This is a genomic window from Nonomuraea solani, assembly GCF_900108335.1.
GTDB lineage: Bacteria > Actinomycetota > Actinomycetes > Streptosporangiales > Streptosporangiaceae > Nonomuraea > Nonomuraea solani.
In genome coordinates this window covers 36,568-52,097 of record NZ_FNVT01000017.1, presented here as the reverse complement: position 1 = coordinate 52,097, position 15,530 = coordinate 36,568, and the positions used below count along the sequence as shown (strand labels likewise).

Genomic DNA, 15,530 nt, shown 5'->3' with positions numbered 1-15,530 from the left:
AGGCGTGTGTACGGCGCTTTGGGGCGTGTGTACAGCGCTTTTGGGACGTCTGTCCTGCGTTTTGGCGCGTGTACGGCGCTTTAGGGCGCCTGTACGGCGCTTTAGGCGCGTTCGCAGCGCGCTCAGACGCCTGCGCCTGTGACGAGCGCGTCGATCTCCGTCTCCAGTTCCCGCTTGCGCTCCTCCGAGAGGTATGCCGCGCGCACCCCGTTGCGCGCCAGCAGGGCCAGCTCCTCCTTCCCGAACCCGAACGCCTCGGCCGCCACCCGGTATTCGTCGGCCAGCGTCGTCGCGAACATCGGCGGGTCGTCGCTGTTCAGGGTGACGTACAGGCCCTCTTCCAGCATCCGGGGCAGTGGGTGGTCCTCGATGCGGGTGATCTGGCCCGTGCACACGTTGGAGGTCGGGCACACGTCCAGGGGGAGCTGGGTCTCGCGCAGGTGGGCCACCAGGCGGGGGTCGGACAGGCAGTTGATGCCGTGGCCGATGCGCTCGGCGCCGTAGCCTTCGATGACCTCCCAGATCGTCTCAGGGCCGGTCATCTCGCCGCCGTGGGGGACGCTGTGCAGGCCCGCCGCGCGGGCGGCCGAGAAGGCCGAACGATAGATGTCCCGATATTTCGTACGTTCTTGTTCTATGCCGCCGATGCCGAAACCTACCAGCGCGGCGGGAGGTTCCTGGAGGGCGTGGTCCAGGGTGGCCTTGGCGGCCTCCTCGCCGTACTCGCCGGGAATGTCGAAGATGTAGGCCATCTCGACTCCGTGCTCCTCCAGTGAGCGGCGGGCGGCCAGGTCCAGGGCCTCGGTGACCTCGCGCATGGGCATGCCGACGATCTTGTGGGCGTACGGCGTGACCTGCAGTTCCACGTACCGGGCACCCTGGGGGGCGAGGTCGCGGGCCAGGCCGAGGACGAGGGTGGCCACGTCCTCGGGGTCGCGTACCAGACCGTTGACGGCCCGGTACACCTGCGCGAAGTGCGGAAAATCGCGGAAGGTGTAGAAGCGGCGCAATTCTTCCTCCGTGGTGGGCACGCCGCTGCCCGGGTGGCGGCGGGACAGCTCCAGCACGGTGGGGACGGAGGCCGAGCCGACGAGGTGGACGTGCAGCTCGACCTTGGGGAGAGCCTGGATGAAGGCGTCGGTGGTCATGGTCATGCCGACGACCTTAGAGGCGACATTTCACGAAAAAATAGGGTTTGCCGGTAAATATCACATCAGAATGTCAGGTTCTCTGGCTACGTTAGGGTAGGTCCGTGACCAACGCCGAAGCGTACGATCGCGGCTTCGCCCACCTCAGCTCCCACACCGTCGGCCCCCTTCTGGCCACAGCCCGCGAGAGTCTCGCCCCGCGCCTGCTCGACGTGGGCTGCGGCACCGGCGTGGTGACGGCTGCGGCGCTCGCCTTAGGGGCCGAGGTCACCGCCGTGGACGCCGATCCGGTCATGCTGGAGCTGATCGCGCGGCGGCATCCGTACGCGACCATCCGGCAGGCCACGCTTCCCGAGTTGCCCTTTGAGGGCGAGCTTTTCGACGCGATAGCCGGAAATTTCGTCATCAACCACGTACCCGACACCGCCGGAGCCCTCAAGGAGCTGCACCGCGTCCTGCGTCCCGGCGGCACCATCGCGCTGACCTGGTGGAAGTCCGACGAGATGACCGCCACGAGCGTCTTCACCGAGGCCATCACCGCCGCCGAGGTCCCCTACGATCCTCCGCGACGCCCGTTCTCCGCCCACGACACCCCGCCCCGCTTCACCGCCCTTCTCGCGGAGGCGGGCTTCCAGGCCCCGGCCGTCGACTCCGTCAGATGGCGCCACCAGGTCGACCTGGAAACCTGGTGGACCGACATCGTGGAGTCGGGCGGCCCCCGGTTCGGAGTGATCGCCGACCATCCGCCGGAGACCGTCGAACGCATCAGATCCCACTACCTCCGACTCGCCACCCCGTACGCGCAGGAGGGCTTCCCCGTCTGCGCCTACCTGGCCCACGCCACCCGCTAACGCCACCCTTCCTCCCACGGCACGACCCACCCACGCCACCTCCCTCAGACACAGGACGCGCGCCCCTACCGCCCCTCCCAAACACAGCCCGACCGGCATACCACCCCTCCGGCACCGTCCCACCGGCCAGCCCAACCGGCACGGCCTGACCGGCACAGCCCGACCAGCACGACCCGGCCAGCACCGCCCGACCAGCCAGGCCGCCCTCCGACACAGGCCGACCGGCCATACCGCCGCCCCCCGGCACGGCCCGGCCAACCATGCCGCCACCCCCACGCACGGCCCGGCCAGCCATGCCGCCGCCCTCGGACGCAGGCCGGTCGGCCAGGCAGCGTGGTCGGTCAGGCCGCCCCCACCGGCATGGGCCGACCAATCTTGCCGCCCCCACCGGCATGAGCTGACCAATCTTGCCGCCCCTCCGGCATGGGCCGACCAACCTTGCCGCCCCTTCGGCATGAGGTGACCAGCCGGGCCCGCCGCCCTCAGGCGCAGGCCGATCGGCGATGCCACCGCTCTCAAGGGCAGCTGGCGGCGTCGCCGTTCCCCGACGCACGGGCGTTCCCTCCGGCGGCGCAGACAGCCGCCTCACCACCTCCGCCCGCACAAGGCGCCCTCGCCACACCCCAACGCAAGGCCGGCCTCACCGCCTCCTCCAGCGGACCGCCACCCTCCCGGCGCACCGCCACCCCTCCTGCGCGAGGCGGCCGGCCTCACGGCCGCCGCAGGGCGACCTCGCCGCCTCCCCAGCACAAGGCACGGCCTCGCAGCCTCCCCCATCGCAAGGCCGTCCCCTCTGGTGCAAGGCGACCCCGCCACCCCTGGCAACGCTGCCGGACTCGCCGCCCCACTCCGGCGCAGGGCGCCGGGTCTCACGACCGCCGCGACGCCGCCTCCTCAGGGGCAAGATGGCCGACCTCGCCGCCCCTCTGGCGCACCGCCGCCCTTTCGGCGCAAGGCGACCGATCTCACCACCGCCGCCAACACAAAGCGACCTCAGCGCAAGGCAGGCGACCTCACTGCTTCCCCTCAATCAAAGGGACCGCGCCGAAGTGCGGCGGGTGACGTGCGGGAATCGAGGCCGAAAGCTAGCCCGCCGACCAGGCCAAGGCCACCGGCATGAGCACCCCGTCCACCGACTCCTCGACGAAGGCGGCGTCGAACGGGGGGCCCGCGAAGATCATGCGGTGCCACACCAGCGCCTCCGCGACCCCGAAGAGCCGCCCCGCGTCGACCGGCCCGCCCAGTTCGCCGCGCACCACGGCCCGTTCCAGCAGCGCCCCCACGTCGCCGAGGTTCTTCGTCGGCATGTGGGCCCGCAGCGTCCGGGCCAGTTCCTGGTTGGACACCAGCGTCGACGACAGCCCGATGATGAGCGTGTGCTTGCGCTCCACCGCCTCGCACAGCCCCCGGAAGATGCTGACCAGGTCACCCCGCAGGGAACCGGTGTCCTCCCCCGGCGGCGCGTCGGTGTCGAACCGCCGGCAGATGACGTCCACCACGAGTTCGGGTTTGCCGGCCCACCGCCGGTAGATGGTGGCCTTGCTGGCCTTGGCCCGCTTGGCGATCTGGTCGACCGACATCCTGTCGTAGCCGACCTCCGACAGCAGCTCCAACGTGGCGTCGAGGATGGCCCTGTCACGCGCAGGGTCGAGTGGAGCCACGTGCACGTCCTTACGGTTCAGCGGTGGGCGATCTCATCGAATCGTACGCCCGTCAGCTCCGTGGACACGTCCCAGAGCCGCCGGGCGACCTCCTCCGAGCGGGCCGTCGCCGACGGCTTGAGCAGCTTGAGCGTGGGCCCGACGAACTCGCCGCCGCGCAGGCCGGGGGAGGTGGCCGCGTACAGGGAAGAGAGCGCGCCACGCTCCGGGCCCTTGAGGAACACGCCGAGGAGCGGCTGGAGCGGCCCGATCTTGATGATGTTCGTGGCCGTCATGCCCGGATGGGTCGCGACGCTGATCAGCCCGGCCCCCGCCCGCTCGGCGCGCCGCTGCAGCTCCAGGGTGAAGAGCAGGTTGGCGAGCTTGGAGCGCCCGTACGCGGCCATCTTGCGGTAACCGCGCTCCAGCCCCAGATCGTCGAAGTCGATCCTGCCCACCGTGTGGGCGTCGCTGGACACGTTCACCACGCGGGCGCCCGGGGCGGCCAGGAGCAGCGGCAGCAGCAGCCCGGTGAGCGCGAAGTGCCCCAGGTGGTTGGTGCCGAACTGCATCTCGAAGCCGTCCTTGGTCTCCTGCCGGGGGATCATGCCGATGCCGGCGTTGTTGATCAGCAGGTCCACCCGTTCGACGCCCTCGGCGAACCGCCTGACCGAGGCCAGGTCGGCCAGGTCGAGCCGGCCGTACTCGGCCTGCGCGCCGGGCACCGCGCCCAGGATCCGCTCGACGGCGGTGGCGCCCTTGTCCGGGTTGCGGGCCGCGACGATGACGCGGGCGCCGTGTCTGGCCAGTTCGAGTGCGGTGGGCAGGCCGATGCCGGTGTTGGCGCCGGTCACGATGGCCGTCTTGCCGCTCAGGTCGGGCATGGAGGCAGGGGTCCAAGTCATCGTCACTCCAAGGTGTACGAAACCGTTTCGTACACCTACCCTAACTCATCGATCCAGCCGTTGCCGCGCGTGCCGTTCCTCGCGCCGCGTCACCTCCAGCCGCTGCCGGCTGTCGGCGAGCCTCTTGCGCGCCTTGGCCAGCTTCCCCTCCAGCCGCGCGACCTTCTCGGCGCGCTCATCGTGCTCCTTCTCGGCCACCTCCAGCGCCTCACGCCACTCCCGGTGCGCGGCCTCGGCCTCCTCGCGCTCCTTGGCCTTGCGAGCCTCGGCCTCCTCGCGTTTCCTGGTCTCCGCGGCCTCGTCCTCGGGACTCTTCCGCCTCCTCGCGGCGGGGCGCCCGCTCGGGATCGGGGTGGGCGCGAAGCCGCTGTAGCGCAGCGGCTTGACCAGCCGGCCGAGACGCACCTCCGCGGCGGCGTCGGCGTCCACGACGGCGGCGTCCAGGGTCTGGTCCACCTCGGTCGCGGCCGCCGACGACAGGCCGCCCGCCTGCCGGGCCAGCCGGGCCACCTTGCCCGTCGCGTCGGCGCGGCGCTGGGTCAGCTCGGCCAGCGCGTCGGCGTCCTGCTCCGCCCAGGCCGTACGCAGCCGCTCCCCCACGTCGAGCAGGTCGGCCAGCGCGTCGGGATGGTCGCGGGCGAGCCGGTTCACCGCCCAGGCGGAGACCGTCGGCCTGCGGAGTTTCGCGATGTCCCGCGACAGCCGTACATCGCCCGCGTCCTTCGCCGCGCGGGCCTCGGCCTCGCGCGCGGCGGTGAACTCGGACGGCGGCAGCGCATACAGCCGGTCGGCTACCTCGTCAAGATCCACACAGGACAAATACCCCACATCACGGGGTTTCTAGCGCATAGTGGAGGCAGCCCCAGCCGAACGGAGGCCCCCGGTGTTCGAACGCTTCACCGACCGTGCGCGCAGGGTCGTCGTCCTCGCCCAGGAGGAGGCGCGGATGATGAACCACAACTACATCGGCACAGAGCACATCTTGCTCGGCCTCATCCACGAGGGTGAGGGACTGGCCGCGCTGGTCCTCGAAGACTGCGGGGTCGAGCTCGATCTGGTACGCGCGTTCGTCGAGCGCGAGGTGGGCCGCGGCGCCAAGTCTCCCGGCGGGCACATCCCGTTCACACCGAGAGCCAAGAAGGTCCTGGAGCTGTCGCTGCGCGAGGCCCTGCAACTGCGCCACAACTACATCGGCACCGAGCACATCCTGCTCGGGCTGATCAAGGAGGGCGAGGGCCTGGCCGCGCAGGCGCTCGTGGACGCGGGCACGGACCTCGCCGACGTACGCCAGCGCCTGCTGGACCGGGTGGGCCGCGGCTCCAAGGAGCGCCCCAGCGAGATGTTCTTCGCCGGCGGCTCCGTGCTGGGCGAGCGGCTCACGCAGATCCAGGAAAGTCTGGAGCGCATCGAACGGCACCTGGGCATCGAACGGCCGGCCGCCGAGAACCCCGAGAGCCCGGGGAAAGAGGAGGGCCTAGGCTGACGCCACGGCGCCGACCGGCAGGCGAGACTCGATCACTCCGGGGTCCTCGGTGTAGGTGAGCGTGGCGCCCAGGGAGACCAGCAGGCTGCGCATCCTGGCGTTGTCGGCCAGCATCGTGGCTCTGACCTCGGCGTACCCGAGGTCGCGGGCGGTGCGTACGAGCATCCTGGCCAGCGCCGTGCCCAGGCCGCGCCCCTGCCAGCGGTCCTCGACGAGAAAGGCCATCTCGGCGATGCCCGGGTCGGGGGTGAACATGAGATTCGCCATCGCGACGACCTGCCCGTCATGCCCGGCGACCAGCGACTGCCCACGGCTCCTGTCGCACAGCCGGTCGAACATGCGCGGCTGCAGCGCGGGCATGGAGGTGAAGTAGCGGAACCTGCGCGACTCCGGCGAGCACCTGTCGTGCAGGTCGCGGACGGCCTCGCGGTAGATGCCGGTCAGCGGGCGCACGGTGACCTCGACGCCGTCGGTGAGCTTGACCGCGGGCTCGACCCCGCCGTGCCCGGTGGCCGGCTGGGCGAGCCGGGCGAAGGAGGCCGCCCTGGCCGCCTCGGTCAGCGTGAACGGCAGCTCGGCACGGCGCAGCCGCACCGAGCGCCTGGGCGCGACCGGCACGATGAGCAGGGTCGGGTCGGGAAGATCATTCACCGGCTCACCATAGACCCACCGCGCGTCGTCCGCGCGCAGCAGTTCGGCCAGCAGTTCGGGCAGCCGCCAGGGCATCGAGCGCAGGCGCGAGGCCAGCAGCAGCGCCCGGGTGGGCTCGTCGGTCAGCTCGTGAGCGGTGGCGGGCACGACCTGGACGCGCCGGCCACCGGCCGCCTCCAGCGCCTCGCGCACGGTCTCGGGGTTCGCGGGAATGTCGGCGACGAACTCGTCGACGGTGCCGTCGGTGTCGGACTGTACGCTCAGGCCGAGGATGTTGCCGCCCCTGTCGGCCAGGGCCGCGGCCAGCGAGGCCAGGCGGCCGGGTCGCTCGTCCACCGTGGTCCGGATACGCAAGAATCCCATGCACACGAGCATGCCCGGCGGCTGTTACGCGCCCGCTAACGACGTGTTTCATCGCGCATTTCGTCGCAAGATGCGTGATTTTTCCCGATATAGGATGATATGTCGCTATGAGCGCGCGTGTCCCCTTGTCGTCTGGGTTTGTGAACGGCGACGTGTCCTTCTGGTACCGAGACTCCGGCGTGCCCGCCCCCGGTCCCCGGCTCGATGGCGACCTCCAGGCGGACGTCGCCATCGTCGGCGCCGGCTACACGGGCCTGTGGACCGCGTACTACCTCAAGCGCGCCCGCCCGTCCCTGCGGGTCGTGCTGCTGGAGCAGGAGTTCGCGGGCTTCGGCGCGTCGGGCCGCAACGGCGGCTGGCTGACCGGCGACCTGCCCGGCTCGCACGAGCGGTACGGCGCGGACGCCCGCCGCATGCAACGCGAGATGTACACCTCGATCGACGAGGTCATCGCGGTCTGTGAGAAGGAGTCCATCGACTGCGACCTGGTCAAGGGCGGCGTGGTCAACGTGGCGCGCACCCCCGCCCAGGCCGCCCGGCTGCGCGAGAGTGTGGCCTCGGCCCGCGCGTGGGGCATCGAGGAGCCCGATCTGCGCCTGGTGGGCCCGGCGGACCGCATCCGGGTCAACGGGGCGCTGGCGGCCTCCTGGAGCCCCCACTGCGCGCGCATCCAGCCCGCCAAGCTGGCACAGGGCCTGGCCAGGGTCGTACGCGAGCTCGGCGTGCCCATCTACGAGCGCACCCCGGTCACGGAGATCGCCCCGCACCGGGCGGTCACCCCGTACGGCACGGTGACGGCCGGCCACGTGATCCGCGCCACGGAGGGCTTCACGGCCCGCCTGCGCGGCCTGCGCAGGCAGTGGCTCCCCATGAACAGCTCCATGATCGTCACCGAGCCCCTCCCGCCGTCGTTCTGGGACGAGGTCGGCTGGCGCGACGCCGAACTGCTCGGCGACCTGGCCCACTACTACATGTACGCCCAGCGCACCGCCGACGACCGCATCGCCTTCGGCGGCCGCGGCCGCCCCTACCTGTACGGCTCGCGCATCGACGCCCGCGGCCACACCCACGAGTGGACCGTCGAGGCCCTGTGGAGCCTGCTGACCGACTTCTTCCCCGCCGCCCGTTCCGCCTCGATCGCCCACGCCTGGTCGGGCGTGCTCGGCGTGCCGCGCGACTGGTGCTCGACCGTCCACGTGGACCCGGCCACCGGCCTGGGCTGGGCCGGCGGCTACACCGGGCACGGCGTCACCACCACGAACCTGGCCGGCCGCACGCTCCGCGACCTGATCCTGGGCGAGGAGACGGAGCTGACCACGCTGCCCTGGGTCGGCCGCGAGGTACGCCGCTGGGAGCCGGAGCCGCTGCGGTGGCTGGGCGTGCACACGATGTACCGCCTGTACCGGATGGCGGACCACCGCGAGCACACCATGCCGCGTACCTCTGTCCTGGCCCGCTTCGCCGACCTGATCACCGGTCACTGAACCGCCCTCGCGGCGGGAAGATGGTGTGATCGAGAAAGGGAGACCCCATGAACATCCTCTTCCGAGGGGGCCGCGTCTTCACCCCGAAGGGCGTCGTGGCCGAGGCCGTGCTGGTGCGCGACGGCGTGATCGCCGCCGTGGACGCGGAGGGGGACCTGGCAGGACAGGCCCACGAGACGGTCGATCTCGGCGGCGGTCTGCTGGTGCCCGGTTTCACGGACGCGCACATCCATCCGGTCCAGGCGGGCCTGGAACGCGCAAAGTGCGATTTGTCAGAGGTTTTCGGGCTTGACGCATATATCGCGAAGATCAAAAACTACGCCGCGATAAATCCCGATAAAGAGTGGATTGATGGCGGCGGCTGGGACATGTCGGCATTCCCCGGCGGTCTTCCCCATCGCGACCAGATCGACTTCCTCGACCGCCCCGTCTATCTGATCCAGCGCGACCACCACGCCGCCTGGGTCAACACCCGCGCCCTCGAACGCGCCGGCATCACCCGCGACACCCCCGACCCCGCCGACGGCCGCATCGAACGCGACGCGACCGGCGCCCCGACCGGCGTCCTGCACGAGGGCGCCATGGACCTCGTCGGCCTGCTCACCCCCCGCCCCACCGACCAGGACCTGCAGGACGCGCTGGCCGACGCGCAGGAGCACCTGTTCTCGCTGGGCGTCACGGGCTGGCAGGACGCCATCGTGGGCTCCTACGCGGGCTCCCGGGACCAGTTGCCCACCTATGTGGCGGCGGCCCGCGCGGGGCGGCTGCGGGCGCGCGTGACGGGCGCCCTGTGGTGGGACCGTACGCGGGGCCTGGAGCAGATCGACGACCTGGTGGCGCGCCGGGCCGCCGCAGAGGGGCTCGACCGGTTCAAGGCCACCTCGGTCAAGATCATGCAGGACGGCATCACGGAGAACTTCACGGCCGCCACGCTGGAGCCCTACTGCCTGTGCGGGGGCACGGGCCTGTCGTACGTGGACCCGGGCAAGCTCAAGTCGTACGTCGCCGAGCTGGACCGGCTCGGCTTCCAGGTGCACTTCCACGCCATCGGCGAGCGGGCCGTGCGCGAGGCCCTGGACAGCTTCGAGGGCACCGATCCGGCCAACCGGCACCACATCGCGCACCTGCAGATCATCGAGCCCTCTGACGTGCCGCGCTTCGCCGCCCTGGGCGTCACGGCCAACCTGCAGCCGCTGTGGGCCACACACCACGCCCAGATGGACGAGCTGACGCTGCCGTACCTGGGTGAGCCGCGCTCCTCCTGGCAGTACCCGTTCGCCGACCTGCTCCGGCACGGCACCCGCTTCTGCGCGGGCAGCGACTGGCCGGTCTCCAGCGCCGATCCGCTGCAGGGCATGCACGTCGCGGTCAACCGCACCGAGCCCGGCGACTCGGTGCACGCCGGCTACCCGACCGCGCAGACCCCGTTCCTGCCCGGCCAGCGGCTCGACCTGGCGACCGCCATGACCGCGTACACGGCGGGCTCGGCCTGGATCAACCGCTCTCCGGCCGGCGCCATCGAGCCGGGACGCCCGGCCGACCTGGTGGTGCTCGACCGCGACCCGTTCGACCTCCCCGCCGCCGAGATCTGGACGACACGGGTGCGGATGACGTTCGTGGACGGCGAACCGGTGTACGAAGCCCGCTGACGTGCCGGTTCCCGAAACCCGCTGACCCCGTACGACGAACGCGGCTCATCGAGGCCGCCGGCCCCTCCAAGACGCGAAAGGGCCCCGGAGACCTGCTCCGGGGCCCTTTCGCGGTCGCGCACTACCAGGGGGACTTGTTGTTGCGCAGGCGCTCCAGTGCCTCCTCGAGGATCGCCTTGCCGTCCTTGTCGCTCCTGCGCTCCTTCACGTAAGCCAGGTGCGTCTTGTACGGCTCGTTCTTCGGCGGGGCAGGCGGGGCCTCCTCGTCCTGGCCGGCCGGAAGGCCGCAACGTGGGCAGTCCCACGTCTCGGGGACCGCCGCGTCACTGGCGAAACTGGGGCGCGTCTCGTGCATGTTGGCGCACCAGAACGAGACCCGCACTCGCGGAGCCGCCTCGCCGCGCTCGGCCTCCCCCATCGGGCCCGCACCGACTCGACTGCCACGGATCGCGTTGCCACTACCCACGGATGAACTCCTCGCTCGATCGCCCCGCGTACAGACACGGGGGGAGAATCACTGTCACGCGTTAACTTTTTGGCTCAGGGCCTCATGAGCAGGCCGAGAGCGATGATGCAGACGAACCAGACCGTGCCCGTGATGACGGTCAGCCGGTCGAGGTTGCGCTCCACCACCGAGGAACCACCGAAGTTCGACGAGAAACCGCCGCCGAACATGTCAGACAGGCCACCACCCTTGCCCTTGTGGAGCAGGACGAGCAGGATCATGAGAAGGCTCGCCAGGATGAGGGCGATGGAGATTCCGATTTCCACGGTATGCCTGTTCCTTCAATGCTCTGTTACGCGTGACGATTCAAACTTGCCTCTTGAGGGTACGGCCTGCTGTCAAGTCGCACCCCCAGAACGACTCAGTTAGCCGGGCATATCGGAGAAACGACAGATCTTCGTGAACTCCCCGGCGTCGATGCTGGCACCACCCACGAGCGCGCCATCGACATCCGGCTGAGCCATGATCCCCGCGATATTGCCTGACTTGACCGAGCCTCCGTAAAGGATACGGACCCCAGAGGCCACTTCGGAGTCGTAGAGCTCAGCGAGTCTCACTCGCAACGCTTCGCACGCCTCCTGGGCGTCCTCGGGGGAGGCCACCTCGCCGGTGCCGATCGCCCACACCGGCTCGTAGGCCACCACTATCGATTTTGCCTGCTCGGCGGTGATTTTGCGCAGCGCGCCGTCGAGTTGGCCGAGAATATGCGCGATGTGGCCGCCCTCCTGACGCACCGCCAGGCCCTCTCCCACGCACAGGATGGGGGTCAGCGAGTGCCGGTAGGCGGCGTGCACCTTGGCGTTGACCAGGTCGTCGTCCTCGTGGTGATACTGCCGGCGCTCCGAGTGGCCGATCGTCACGAAGGTGCAGCCGATCTTGCTCAGCATCGCGCCGGAGATCTCACCGGTGTAGGCGCCGGCGTCGTGCTGGGACAGGTCCTGGGCGCCGTACACGATCCTGAGCTTGTCGCCGTCGACCAGCGTCTGCACACTGCGCAGATCCGTGAACGGGGGCAGCACGGCGACCTCGGCCTTGTCGAAGTCTTTGTCGTTGAGCGCGAACGCCAGCTTCTGGACGAGTGCGATGGCCTCGAAATGGTTGAGGTTCATCTTCCAGTTACCGGCGATGAGCGGCTTCCGCTGCGTCACTCAGTCCTCCAGCGCGGCGAGTCCGGGAAGGGTCTTACCCTCAAGATATTCGAGGCTGGCCCCGCCACCGGTCGAGATGTGGGAGAAACCGTCCTCAGGGAGCTCCAGCTTGCGCACGGCCGCGGCCGAGTCGCCGCCGCCCACCACGGTGAAGGCGTCGGAGCCGATGAGCGCCTCGGCCACCGCCCTGGTGCCGCCGGAGAACGCGTCGAACTCGAACACGCCCATCGGCCCGTTCCAGAAGACGGTCTTGGCGTCGGCCAGCTTGGAGGCGAACAGCTCGCGGGTCTTGGGCCCGATGTCGAGCCCCTCCCGGTCGGCCGGGATCGCGTCGGTGGCCACCACGTCGTGCTCGGCGTCGGCGGCGAAGGTGACCGCCGCCAGCACGTCGACCGGCAGGACGAGGTCGACGCCGCGCTCGGCGGCCTGGTTCAGGAAGCCGCGCACCTTGTCGAGCTGGTCCTCCTGGAGCAGCGACTTGCCGACCTCGTGGCCCTGGGCCTTGAGGAACGTGTACGCCATGCCGCCGCCGATCAGCAGCCGGTCGACCTTGGTCAGCAGGTTGGCGATGACGCCGAGCTTGTCGGAGACCTTGGCGCCGCCCAGCACCACCACGTAGGGCCGCTCGGTCTTCTCGGTCAGCCTCTTCAGCACCTCGACCTCGGCCACGACCAGCCCGCCCGCCGCGTGCGGCAGCACCTTGGGCACGTCGTAGACGCTGGCGTGCTTGCGGTGCACCGCCCCGAACCCGTCGCCCACGTAGAGCTCGGCCAACCCGGCCAGCTTCTCCGCGAACGCGCCGCGCTCGGCGTCGTCCTTGGACTCCTCGCCCGGCTCGTAGCGCAGGTTCTCCAGCAGGGCCACCTGGCCGTCCTGGAGCGCCTCGACGGTGCTCCGCGCGCTCTCGCCGACCACGTCGGTGGCGAACGCCACGTCCTGGCCGAGCAGCTCACCGAGGCGCGCGGCCACCGGCCTGAGCGAGTATTTCGGGTTGACCTGGCCCTTGGGCCTGCCCAGATGGGCGCAGACGACGACCTGGGCACCCCGCTCCAGCAGGGTCTTGATCGTCGGCACCGACGCCCGGATACGGCCGTCGTCGGTGATCGTCTCCCCGTCGAGGGGGACGTTGAGGTCGGCGCGCACGAGCACGCGCCGGCCCTTCACGTCGAGATCGTCGAGCGTGCGCATGCTCATGCTCCTGTTCCCGTGGGGCGCGCGGCGCGCGCCCCGACACGTGTTCCTGGCCTCACCCGGCGGAGGCGGCCCGATCGCCCTACCCCGTGCGCCCGGCCTCACTGCTTGAAGCGGGTACGGGCTTGAGGCGGGTACGGGGTTGGGGCGGGGACGGCTTACGACCGGCCGCCCCGAACCCGACCGGCAGTACACCGACCGGCTCGAACCCGACCTGTCCAAGACCGACCGGCTCTAAGGCGACCCGCCCTGAGGGAGGGACCGCCTCACAGACCGGCGGTCCCACTCAAAGGGGCCGGCCCGCCTCGCGGACCGACCCTCCCAAACGTGTCAACCCGCTTCACGGCCCGGCCGATCCACTCGGAGGAACGGCCCGCCCGGCCCGCTCGAAGAGCCACCCGCTCAGCAGATCGGATGGCCGCTTCCCCGGACGACGGCGCGCTCCCTCGCGGGCGGATCAGAGGTCGCGGCCCACCAGCTCGATCAGGTCGGCGAGGCGGTTGGAGTAGCCCCACTCGTTGTCGTACCAGCCGACGACCTTGACCTGGTTGCCGATGACCTTGGTCAGACCGGCGTCGAAGATGCAGGAGGCCGGGTCGGTGACGATGTCGGAGGAGACGATCTCGTCCTCGGTGTAGCTGATGATGCCCTTGAGCGGCCCCTCGGCGGCGGCCTTGACCGCGGCGTTGACCTCTTCGACGGTGACGTCACGGCCGACGTCAACGGTGAGGTCGGTGGCCGAGCCGGTGGGGATCGGCACGCGCATGGCGAACCCGTCGAGCTTGCCCTTGAGCTCGGGCAGCACCAGGCCGATGGCCTTGGCGGCGCCGGTGGAGGTGGGCACCACGTTGAGGGCGGCGGCGCGGGCGCGGCGCAGGTCCTTGTGCGGGCCGTCCTGCAGGTTCTGGTCCTGCGTGTAGGCGTGGATGGTGGTCATCAGACCCTTCTGGATGGTGAAGGAGTCGTGCAGGACCTTGGCCATCGGCGCCAGGCAGTTGGTGGTGCAGGAGGCGTTGGAGATGATCGTGTGCTTGGCCGGGTCGTAGGTGCCGTCGTTGACGCCCATGACGACGGTGACGTCTTCGTTCTTCGCCGGGGCGGAGATGATGACCTTCTTCGCGCCGTTGTCGGCGTGCACCTTGGCCTTGGTGGCGTCGGTGAACAGACCGGTGGACTCCAGCACGACGTCCACACCGAGGTCGCCCCAGGGCAGCTTGGCCGGGTCGCGCTCCTCGAAGACCTTGATCGCCTTGCCGTCGACGGTGATCTCGTCGCTCGTGGCCTTCACCTCGTAGGGCAGACGGCCCAGAATGCTGTCGTACTTCAGCAGGTGGGCGAGCGTCGCGTTGTCGGTCAGGTCGTTGACCGCGACGATCTCGATGTCCTTGCCGCTGGCGGCGACAGCGCGCCAGAAGTTGCGACCGATACGGCCGAAGCCGTTGACGCCTACGCGGATGCTCACGGGAACCGATCTCCTCGAACAGATGGCGGGCTGAACCTCAAACACGAACCCTATCGGACCTAAATTGGTTTAGACCACTGCAGGTCCCACCCTGTGAATCACCGTTCCGGCGACACGTTTTGCCAGGTTCGAGTAAAGTGCCCGACTCGTCGAAGTAAATTCGTGCATTCTCTGGGGGCTGAGATGTCACATAAGCGGTCCGGTCTGCTTCCCGGACTCCTCGCAGGCCTGCTCGCCGGGCTCGTCTGCGCGGCGGGCCTGGGGACGGCCGTGTTGTTCCAGCAGAGCCTGCCCGGCGCCGTGATGGCGTTCGGGGGTGGTCTGCCGGTCTCGCTCGCGCTGTCGCTCCTCATCGCCGTGCTGGTCGCCCTCGCGATCGGCGCCGTACGCCCGCGCAGCCTCGTCCTGCTCCCCTTCGCGGCGCTGTACGCGGGCGGCGCCGTGGTAGCGGGCCAGATGGCGGGCTCCGCCGTCATGATCGGCGCCGCCCTGCGCGCCCCGGCCGACGAGCGCGCCCCGGCCGACCTCGGCGACGTCACCCTGGCCAACTTCAACGGGGGCCTCCCCGACGCCCTGTCCCTCTACAGCGCCCCATTGTCGGAGACGTGGGCGGCCTGGCTGTACATCGCCGTGGCGGCCCTGGCCGCTCTCGTGCTGGTCGCCCTGCGCGTCACCCGGGTACGCCGCGCCCAGCGCACGGAGGCGGCGGCCGAGGAGGAGGAGTCGCAGGAACCGGAGTATCGGGCCCCCTTCGAGCCCGCCCAGCAACCCTCCCCCAAGCCCACGACCGACCTCTTCGCCCCCCGCAACCCGGCCCGCGACTGATCACGGCACCGTGGTGAGCATCCATCCCCCACCCACCACGGTGTCCCAAGCGGCGCTCTCCGGCCAAGGTGCCACGGAACCCGGTCAAGAAGACGCTCCGTCACGGCGAGCACCCCGTGAGCCTTCACGACCGGCCATGACGGACGCCCGCCCATGTCGGCGCGTGCGTGTCTACCTGGCCCGCCGTAAAGGATGGCTGTAACCCCACATCGGCGCGTACGCGAC

14 protein-coding genes and 1 pseudogene are annotated in these 15,530 nt (G+C 70.2%); 5 read left to right on the top strand and 10 right to left on the bottom strand.

Going from position 1 to position 15,530, the window contains the following annotated elements; translation table 11 throughout:
* Positions 1-122: 122 nt before the first annotated feature.
* On the bottom strand, positions 123-1,154 hold the full coding sequence (add, locus tag C4V41_RS42815) for an adenosine deaminase (RefSeq protein WP_235030740.1): 1,032 nt from the start codon (positions 1,152-1,154) through the stop codon (positions 123-125).
* Between the two features lie 98 nt (positions 1,155-1,252).
* Here add and C4V41_RS42810 point away from each other — a divergent pair, with 98 nt between their 5' ends.
* Positions 1,253-1,999, top strand: coding sequence for a class I SAM-dependent methyltransferase (locus tag C4V41_RS42810; protein ID WP_103961768.1), 747 nt, complete (start codon positions 1,253-1,255; stop codon positions 1,997-1,999).
* A 1,085-nt stretch (positions 2,000-3,084) separates the two neighbouring features.
* On the opposite strand, the gene C4V41_RS42800 is transcribed toward C4V41_RS42810, so the two are convergent.
* From C4V41_RS42800 to C4V41_RS42790, 3 genes are read right to left on the bottom strand one after another with little or no spacing between them, the layout of a single operon-like run.
* Entirely contained in the window at positions 3,085-3,660 is a 576-nt protein-coding gene (locus C4V41_RS42800) for a TetR/AcrR family transcriptional regulator (protein ID WP_146103999.1), read from the bottom strand.
* A 17-nt stretch (positions 3,661-3,677) separates the two neighbouring features.
* Positions 3,678-4,544 (bottom strand): oxidoreductase, encoded by an 867-nt coding sequence (locus C4V41_RS42795; RefSeq protein WP_103961765.1) that lies wholly within the window; start codon positions 4,542-4,544, stop codon positions 3,678-3,680.
* Between the two features lie 45 nt (positions 4,545-4,589).
* Entirely contained in the window at positions 4,590-5,354 is a 765-nt protein-coding gene (locus C4V41_RS42790) for a hypothetical protein (protein ID WP_103961764.1), read from the bottom strand.
* 73 nt (positions 5,355-5,427) lie between these two features.
* On the opposite strand from C4V41_RS42790, the pseudogene C4V41_RS42785 reads away from it, so the two are divergent.
* Positions 5,428-5,844 (top strand): annotated as a pseudogene (locus tag C4V41_RS42785) (Clp protease N-terminal domain-containing protein); the annotation flags it as partial.
* A 174-nt stretch (positions 5,845-6,018) separates the two neighbouring features.
* Here C4V41_RS42785 and C4V41_RS42780 read toward each other — a convergent pair.
* Positions 6,019-7,041: a GNAT family N-acetyltransferase gene (locus C4V41_RS42780; RefSeq protein ID WP_103961930.1), complete on the bottom strand. Its 1,023-nt coding sequence runs from the start codon at positions 7,039-7,041 to the stop codon at positions 6,019-6,021.
* 107 nt (positions 7,042-7,148) lie between these two features.
* Here C4V41_RS42780 and C4V41_RS42775 point away from each other — a divergent pair, with 107 nt between their 5' ends.
* Positions 7,149-8,525, top strand: coding sequence for an NAD(P)/FAD-dependent oxidoreductase (locus C4V41_RS42775; RefSeq protein WP_103961762.1), 1,377 nt, complete (start codon positions 7,149-7,151; stop codon positions 8,523-8,525).
* Positions 8,526-8,572: 47 nt separating this feature from the next.
* Positions 8,573-10,174: an amidohydrolase gene (locus C4V41_RS42770; RefSeq protein WP_103961761.1), complete on the top strand. Its 1,602-nt coding sequence runs from the start codon at positions 8,573-8,575 to the stop codon at positions 10,172-10,174.
* 121 nt (positions 10,175-10,295) lie between these two features.
* Here C4V41_RS42770 and C4V41_RS42765 read toward each other — a convergent pair whose 3' ends face one another.
* From C4V41_RS42765 to gap, 5 genes are all read right to left on the bottom strand, one after another.
* Positions 10,296-10,640, bottom strand: a complete 345-nt coding sequence (locus C4V41_RS42765; protein WP_103961760.1) for an RNA polymerase-binding protein RbpA — start codon at positions 10,638-10,640, stop codon at positions 10,296-10,298.
* Positions 10,641-10,714: 74 nt separating this feature from the next.
* Positions 10,715-10,945, bottom strand: coding sequence for a preprotein translocase subunit SecG (gene secG / locus C4V41_RS42760; RefSeq protein ID WP_103961759.1), 231 nt, complete (start codon positions 10,943-10,945; stop codon positions 10,715-10,717).
* A 99-nt stretch (positions 10,946-11,044) separates the two neighbouring features.
* Positions 11,045-11,827, bottom strand: coding sequence for a triose-phosphate isomerase (gene tpiA, locus C4V41_RS42755; protein ID WP_103961758.1), 783 nt, complete (start codon positions 11,825-11,827; stop codon positions 11,045-11,047).
* Positions 11,828-13,015: a phosphoglycerate kinase gene (locus C4V41_RS42750; RefSeq protein WP_103961757.1), complete on the bottom strand. Its 1,188-nt coding sequence runs from the start codon at positions 13,013-13,015 to the stop codon at positions 11,828-11,830.
* A gap of 460 nt (positions 13,016-13,475) precedes the next feature.
* Positions 13,476-14,480 (bottom strand): type I glyceraldehyde-3-phosphate dehydrogenase, encoded by a 1,005-nt coding sequence (gene gap, locus C4V41_RS42745; protein WP_103961756.1) that lies wholly within the window; start codon positions 14,478-14,480, stop codon positions 13,476-13,478.
* Between the two features lie 183 nt (positions 14,481-14,663).
* Here gap and C4V41_RS42740 point away from each other — a divergent pair, with 183 nt between their 5' ends.
* A complete protein-coding gene (locus tag C4V41_RS42740; protein WP_103961755.1) occupies positions 14,664-15,305 on the top strand; it encodes a hypothetical protein in 642 nt (213 codons plus the stop codon).
* Positions 15,306-15,530 lie beyond the last annotated feature (225 nt).